Source organism: Streptomyces sp. PA03-1a, assembly GCF_033792805.1.
Taxonomy (GTDB): domain Bacteria; phylum Actinomycetota; class Actinomycetes; order Streptomycetales; family Streptomycetaceae; genus Actinacidiphila.
This window is the reverse complement of sequence record NZ_JARAVO010000386.1, coordinates 1-5,455: the sequence shown is the minus strand read 5'-3', so window position 1 is coordinate 5,455 and position 5,455 is coordinate 1. Positions and strand designations below refer to the sequence as shown.

General features: G+C 73.2%; 4 protein-coding genes. 3 read left to right on the top strand and 1 reads right to left on the bottom strand.

The genetic code is table 11. From position 1 onward, the window contains the following. The first annotated feature begins 76 nt into the window (after nucleotides 1–76). The 3 genes from PV341_RS43555 (at nucleotide 77) to PV341_RS43545 (ending at nucleotide 4,908) form a co-directional block, all read left to right on the top strand. A complete protein-coding gene (locus PV341_RS43555) occupies nucleotides 77–658 on the top strand; it encodes a hypothetical protein (RefSeq protein WP_500327122.1) in 582 nt (193 codons plus the stop codon). A gap of 167 nt (nucleotides 659–825) precedes the next feature. Further along, a complete protein-coding gene (locus tag PV341_RS43550; RefSeq protein ID WP_500360800.1) occupies nucleotides 826–3,612 on the top strand; it encodes an ATP-binding protein in 2,787 nt (928 codons plus the stop codon). Between the two features lie 222 nt (nucleotides 3,613–3,834). Next, nucleotides 3,835–4,908, top strand: a complete 1,074-nt coding sequence (locus tag PV341_RS43545; protein ID WP_500327125.1) for a PP2C family protein-serine/threonine phosphatase — start codon at nucleotides 3,835–3,837, stop codon at nucleotides 4,906–4,908. A 7-nt stretch (nucleotides 4,909–4,915) separates the two neighbouring features. On the opposite strand, the gene PV341_RS43540 is transcribed toward PV341_RS43545, so the two are convergent. Further along, nucleotides 4,916–5,455, bottom strand: a 540-nt coding sequence (locus PV341_RS43540) for a helix-turn-helix domain-containing protein (RefSeq protein ID WP_500360799.1), incomplete at its 5' end; no start/stop codon positions are given.

The following is a 5,455-nucleotide window of genomic DNA, read 5'->3' as shown; positions in this document are numbered from 1 at the left end:
GGGGAGCGGGGCCGGAAGGCGCGATTCCGTGGTATCCAGGCGGGAGTTGGGGCGATCGACTGGCGGGGAGACAGCCGTGAGGACACTGGACAGGGCGGTGCTGGCCGGGGCGGTTCTCGTCGCCGGGGTGCTGGGCTCCACGGGCTGCACCCTCACCATCGGCGAGACTGCGGGGGAGCCGGCGGATGTCGCCGTGGTCACCGCGACGGCTTCCGCCACGTCTTCGTCGTCCGGCTCCCCGTTCCCGTCCGCGCATCCCTCCGCCACAGCCTCCGCCTCGCCCTCGCCGAGCCGCACGCCGTCACCGGTGCCCGTCCGCGGACCCCGTCAGAAGCTGGTGGTGATGACCGTCAGCGGCGGCTTCGCAGGCGTCCACCAGCAGGTGACGCTCCGGGGTGACGGCACCGTCCTCACGATGGGCAAGGGCGAACCCGTGCAGCGCCGGGTCGGTGCTGCCCGGTTCGAGCAATTGCGGCTTCTGCTCGGTGACCCGGCGCTGGAAGACGTCCCGGACTTCACAATGAACATGGCGGCAAACGACATGTTCCAGTACACCCTCGAATTCGGCGGTCGCACCGTCATGACGGACCGCTCGGACGGGCCGCCCGCGCTGGAAAGGCTCATCAACGCCCTGAGTCGGTGGCTCCCGGGTCGTTGACCTGCACTCCTTAACGGAAGTGGTCCGGGAACCGTCCATCGGAAATACCGCAGGTGAATTCTCCTGCGGTCATGAGTCGGATATCACGGTGGCCCGCACGAGTACGCCGCCCGTGCCGTGTGAGAATGCTTGAGCCCAGCCCCGGAACCAGAGAGCCGGAAACTCCGATGCAAACCTCCGTGTACACCGCCGACGTCGGCGGTGGAACGCGCCAGGGGCTGGTCGGACGCGCGGGGGACGTGGACCGGATCGAGGGTCTGCTCGGCTCCGTCGATTCCGGTGGCGCGGTGCTGCTGTCCGGTGAGCCCGGGGTGGGCAAGACGGCGCTGCTCGGCCATCTCGCCCAGAGGGCACTGGCAGCCGGTGCCAGGGTGCTGCGGGCGGCGGGCACGCGGTCCGAGAGCGACGTGGAGTACGCGGCACTCAACCAGCTGCTCTTCCCGCTGTGGGAGGAGGATCCGCAAGCCCTGGACGGGGCGCACCGCGAGGCACTGCGGGTGGCCCTGGGCTTCGGGGAGGGACCCCCGCCCGAGCGGTTCCTGGTCTCCAACGCGGCCCTGGTACTGCTCCGCAACGCGGCCACCGCGACGCCGGTGCTGCTGGTCGTCGACGACCTCGATGCGGTGGACCCGGCGAGCGCGGCCGTGCTGGGATTCGCCGCACGCCGGCTCCCGGGAAGCCGCGTCAGGTTCCTGGCGGCCGTCCGCAAGGGTCGTCGCAGCTCCGTCGAGGACGGCGTACGCACCGGACACGAGGTCCTGCCGCTGGACGAGAGCGCGTCGCGGCTCCTGGCCGGCTCGTCCCATCCGGACCTCGCCGGGCCGGTCGTGGAGTGCGTCGTCGCGGTGGCGCAGGGAAATCCGCTGGCCCTGGTCGAGTTGCCGGCGGCCCTGACCGGGCCGCAGCGCGCCGGACTGGAGCGGCCGCCGGCCGCGCTGCCGCTCACGCGGCGCCTGCGCGAGGTCTTCGGCTCGTGCGTGGCGGAGCTGCCCGCGGCGACACGCCGTCTGCTGCTGGTGTCCGCGCTGGAGGGGACGGGGGACCTGGCCGTCGTGCAGACCGCCGCGCACCGGCTCGGCGTCAGGGCCGACCTGGTGGACCTGGAGGCCGCCGAGCGTGACGGCCTCGTGCGGATCGAGGAGTTCGACCACCGCGTGAGCTTCCGGCACCCGCTGTTCCGTGCCGCGGTGGTCGACGCGTCCACCTCCGCGGAGCGCCGTGCCGTGCACCGCGAACTCGCCGAGGTGCTGCACGACCGCCCCGACCAGCGCGCGTGGCACTTGGGGGAGGCGTGCGTGGAACAGGACGAACACGTCGCCGCGTTGCTGGAGGGCACCGCCCACCGGGTCCTGCGGCGCGGCGACGCCATGGCCGCGATCCGGGCCCTCACCAAGGCCGCGCACCTGAGCCCCGGCGCGGCCGACCGTGGCCGCCGGCTGGCCACCGCCGCGTACATACGCGCGGACGCCTCCGGTGAGCTGACGATGGCGTCCCGCCTTCTTGACGACGCCCGGCGCTTTGGTTCCGACGCCCGCGCCTCCCTCTACTCGGCGGCGGTCACGGTCCACCGGCTGCTCGACGGCGAGGGGGACATCGACACGGCCCACCAGGTACTCCTCGGCGCGATCGAGAACGGCGACCATCCCTACGGCGTCTGCGACCCGGCCCTCGAGGAGGCCCTCTACCTGTTGTTGATGCTGTGCTGCCTGGGTGGCCGTGAAGAGCTGTGGGCGCCCCTCCACCGGATCCTGGACCGGCTCGGGCCCGACGCGCCGCCCCTGCTGGGGGTGAACGTCGCCACCCAGGGCGATCCCGCACGCACCGCCCTGGCGGCACTGGGGGACCTGGAGGAACTCATCGCGGGCCTTTCCCAGGAGACGGCCCCGTCGAGGATCACCCGGATCGGCGCCGCGAGCATCGCCGCGGACCGGCTCTCCGGGGTGCGTGACGCCGTATCGCGCGTCCTGCCCCAGGGCCGCCGGCAGATCGTCACCCTGCCGCTCCTGTGCACGGACGCGTTCCTCGCGGGACGGTGGGACGACACGACGGAGCTTGCCGACGAGGGACTGCGCCTGTGCAAGGAGCACGCCTTCGAGGCCGTCTCCTGGTACTTCCGCTACTACAAGGCGGTCGTCGCGGCGGCGCGAGGCGAAGCGGGCCTCGCGGTGGAGGCAGCCGACGCGATGGCCCTGTGGGGGACGTCCCGTGGCGCGCAGCATCTGGTGACCCTGGCGGACCACATCCGGGTGCTCGTCGCGCAGGCGGAGGGCGACTTCGAACGCGCCTACCGGCACGCGGCGGCCATCAGCCGACCTGGTGAACTGGCCCCGTACACCCCGGTGGCGCTGCTGGTGGCCGGGGACGTGGTGGAGGCGGCCGTGCGCACCCAGCGGCAGGCGGAGGCGGCCGCCCACGTGACCGCCGTCCGGCAGGCCGGGATCGCGGCGCTGTCCCCGCGCAGGGCCATGCTCGTCGACGCTTCGGCCGCGACGGCCGCCGAGGCGGACGAGGAGGCGATCGGGCACTTCGAGCGGGCCCTGTCGCACCCCGGCCTCCAGCAGTGGCCCTTCGACCTGGCACGCGTGACCCTGGCCTACGGCGAACGCCTGCGCAAGGCGCGGTCGACCACCGACGCCAGGGCGTCACTGAGCGCGGCCCTGGCGACCTTCGAGCAACTCGGCGCACGGCCGTGGGCGGACCGGGCGAGGCGCGCGCTGCAGGCGACCGGATGGATGGTCAAGCGGGCCGACGGGCCGGAGTCGGTCGGCCTCACCCCGCAGGAGGTCGAGATCGCCCATCTCGCGGCCTCCGGCCTGACCAACAAGCAGATCGCCGAGCGGCTCTACCTCTCCCCCCGCACCGTCGGTGGCCATCTGGGCCGGGTCTTCCCCAAACTCGGCATCACCTCCCGCGCGGCGCTCCGCGACGCCCTGACGGGCCTCGCCAAGCGCTAGCCGCGGACGTGCGGGGGCCGGCTCGGCGCCCGGGCGCCCAGGTGGGCGGGGGACTGCACGGGTGGGCAAGGGGCCGTGCACAACGGGGCAAGGAGCCCGGCGGGGAGTCCTCCTACGGTCGAGGTGTCCCATCACAAGTGGGACACCAATGCGCGGGTCCGGCACCGTTCGCGGATCCGTCGGCCTCCGGCCCCGCGCACGAACCCCAAGGGAGTGATGCCGATGCCGGACATCGAACAGTTCGAGGAGGAGCCCGACGGCGGGCGGCCGCCCCGGCATTTGGCCGTCGTGGGCGGCGTGGCGTGGATGCTCGCGGTGTGCGCGGTGTGCGTGATCCTGCCGCTGTACGCCCATCCGAGTCTCGCGTGCGGACTCGCGCCGCTGGTCACCGCAGGGGTCGTGGCGGTGGTGATGGCCCGCATGAAGGACCGGTACCGTCACGGGGCGGCGCGGGCGCGCGCCGTTTCGGACACCGTGCGGCGGACCTTGCTGCGGCCGCTCCCCGAGCGGGTCGGGGCGCTGGGGCTCGCCTCCGTCTACCGGGCCTGCGGCGGGCGGGGACAGGTCGGCGGGGACCTCTACGCCGTCGCGCGCAAAGGCGGGACGACCCGCCTGATCATCGGTGACGTGTGCGGCAAGGGCCTGCTCACGTTCGAGGACGTCGCGGCCGTGCTCGGGGCCTTCCGCGAATGGGCCCCGCGTGCGGCGACCCTGGCGGAGCTGTCGGCGCGGCTGGAGGAGAGCTTCGTGCGCCATCTGGCCGAAGCCGAAGGCGCCGTCCGCGACACGGACGAACGCTTCGTGACCGCACTGCTGTTGGAGGTACGGGACGGCGAACAGCTCGCCCGCATGGTCAACCACGGCCATCCGCCGCCCGTACGCGCCCGCGGGGGGAACGTCGCCCTTGTGCCGGGCTGCCCGTCACCCCCGCTGGGACTGCGTTCTCTGCGGGGATGCGGGGCCATCGAGGAACGCTTCGAACTGGCCCCCGGGGACACGCTGTTGCTCTACACCGACGGGCTCGTCGAGGCCCGCGACGCCGCGGGGCACTGCTACCCGCTGATGGACCGGGCGACGGCGTGGCGCTGGGTCCGGCAGGGCCCGGACCACCACGAATGCCTGCCGGAAGCGCTCGGGGAGATCCTCCGGGACCTCGTCGACCACGCCGGTGCGCTCCCGGAGGACGATCTCGCGATGGTCGCGCTGACCCGGATGGAGGAACCGGCCGCCGCCGCGCTGCCCCGGCCCGCCGGTGAGGCCCTCGGCGAGGACGCGGGGCAGCTGCGGCAGGACTGATCACCTGTCAGTCGGGCTGGGGGAGCGGGCCGGCTGCCTGGAGGGGTGCGACCTGCAGGGCGCCGGCCTGCCGCCACTCCGCCGGGGAGAGACCGTAGACCGCCCGGAAGGTGCGGCTGAAGTGCGCGTGGCTGGCGAAGCCCCACCGGTGTGCGATCGCCGCCACCGTCTGTCCCGCGAGCTCCGGCCGTACGAGGTCCCTGCGGCAGGCCTCCAGCCTCAGGCGCTGGATCCATCGGCCTACGGTCATGGGCTCGTCCTGGAAGAGCTGGTACAGGTAGCGGACGGAGATGTGGTGCGCGACCGCGACCGTCGCGGGGGAGAGCGCGGGATCGTCCAGATGGGCGCGGATGTAGGCACGGACGCGCTGCAGCAGGGCCCGCTCCACCGCGGCCTGCTCCCCTGAGGTGCCTTCCAGGGCGACCAGGGCGGTGAGCACGTCGACGATGCCCTGGCGCAGGAAGCGTTTCGCGTCCTGTGCGCAGATGCAGTGTTCCGTGGTCGTCACGAGCCCGTCGACGTATGAGGCGAGGATCCCGCCGATCCC

Bases quoted from the DNA above. Each gene is read 5' to 3' on its own strand.
- PV341_RS43550 (WP_500360800.1), top strand. From the start codon at position 826: ATGCAAACCTCCGTGTACACCGCCGACGTCGGCGGTGGAACGCGCCAG.
- PV341_RS43545 (WP_500327125.1), top strand. From the start codon at position 3,835: ATGCCGGACATCGAACAGTTCGAGGAGGAGCCCGACGGCGGGCGGCCG.